The organism is Rhizobium sp. PDO1-076, assembly GCF_000247475.1.
GTDB lineage: Bacteria > Pseudomonadota > Alphaproteobacteria > Rhizobiales > Rhizobiaceae > Allorhizobium.
On the sequence record NZ_AHZC01000315.1, the window covers coordinates 1 to 958 of the forward strand.

Annotated in this window: 1 protein-coding gene; it reads right to left on the reverse strand. The window is 58.4% G+C overall.

Annotated features, from left to right (window positions below):
• On the reverse strand, positions 1 to 925 hold a 925-nt coding region (locus tag PDO_RS15835; RefSeq protein WP_244426466.1), incomplete at its 3' end, for an efflux RND transporter permease subunit.
• Between the last annotated feature and the right edge of the window lie 33 nt (positions 926 to 958).

Sequence of the window (958 nt, forward strand, 5' to 3'; positions counted from 1 at the left end):
TTGCCGAGATCGCAATCACGACCAGACCGATCTCACCTGATGCATCGAGCGCTGCCCGATAGGCCGACTTGCCCATATTGCGATGGCGCACGACATTCTCGATCTCGACGATCGCGTCATCGACGAGGATGCCTGTGACCAGAGTGATTGCGAGCAGGCTCAGGATATTTAGCGAAAATCCGAGCATGTCGATGGCAAAGAATGTCGGCAGGATCGACAGCGGCAGCGCAACTGCCGCCACAAGGGTAGCGCGCCAATCGCGCAGGAACAGGAAAACGACGACAACGGCGAGGGCTGCACCCTCCAGGAGAGTGTTGATTGCCGATTGGTAGTTTCCAGCAGTGAAGCTGACGCTATCGTCTACAACCTGAAACTTTACCAGCGGATACTGCACTCCAAATTTCTGCAACGCTTCGGCCACGGCGGCCGCAACGGCCACGTCGCTCGCACCGAGTGACCTGTATATGGAAAAGCCGACGACATCGGCACCATCCAGCGTCGCGAAATCGCGCGGTTCAGCAACAGTGTCGGAAATCTTGCCGAGCTCACCAAGCAGAATGTGGCGGGTACCCGGTGTCGCGACCCGAAGACCGGCGAGATCATCGACCTCATCGACAGCGGCCTCTGTCGTCAGCGCTTGCTCGCGACCGTTCAGTTCGCTTCGCCCACCAGAAACGTCCAGCTGGGTCTGCATCAGGCTGTCGTTCACCGTGCTGGCCGTCAGGGAATAGGCATGAAGCCGGTTGGGGTCGAGTTCGACATGGATTTCGCGATCGACGCCACCGACACGATCGATACGGCCGACGCCGGCCACACCTTGCAATTCCCGGACAAGCTTGTCGTCGATAAACCAGGAGATATCCGCCTTGCTCATTCCCTCTCCGGAAACGGCGTAGGTCACAACCGCCTGCGATTCCTGCTCCATCCTTTCGATGATCGGTTCATCGATAGTATCGGG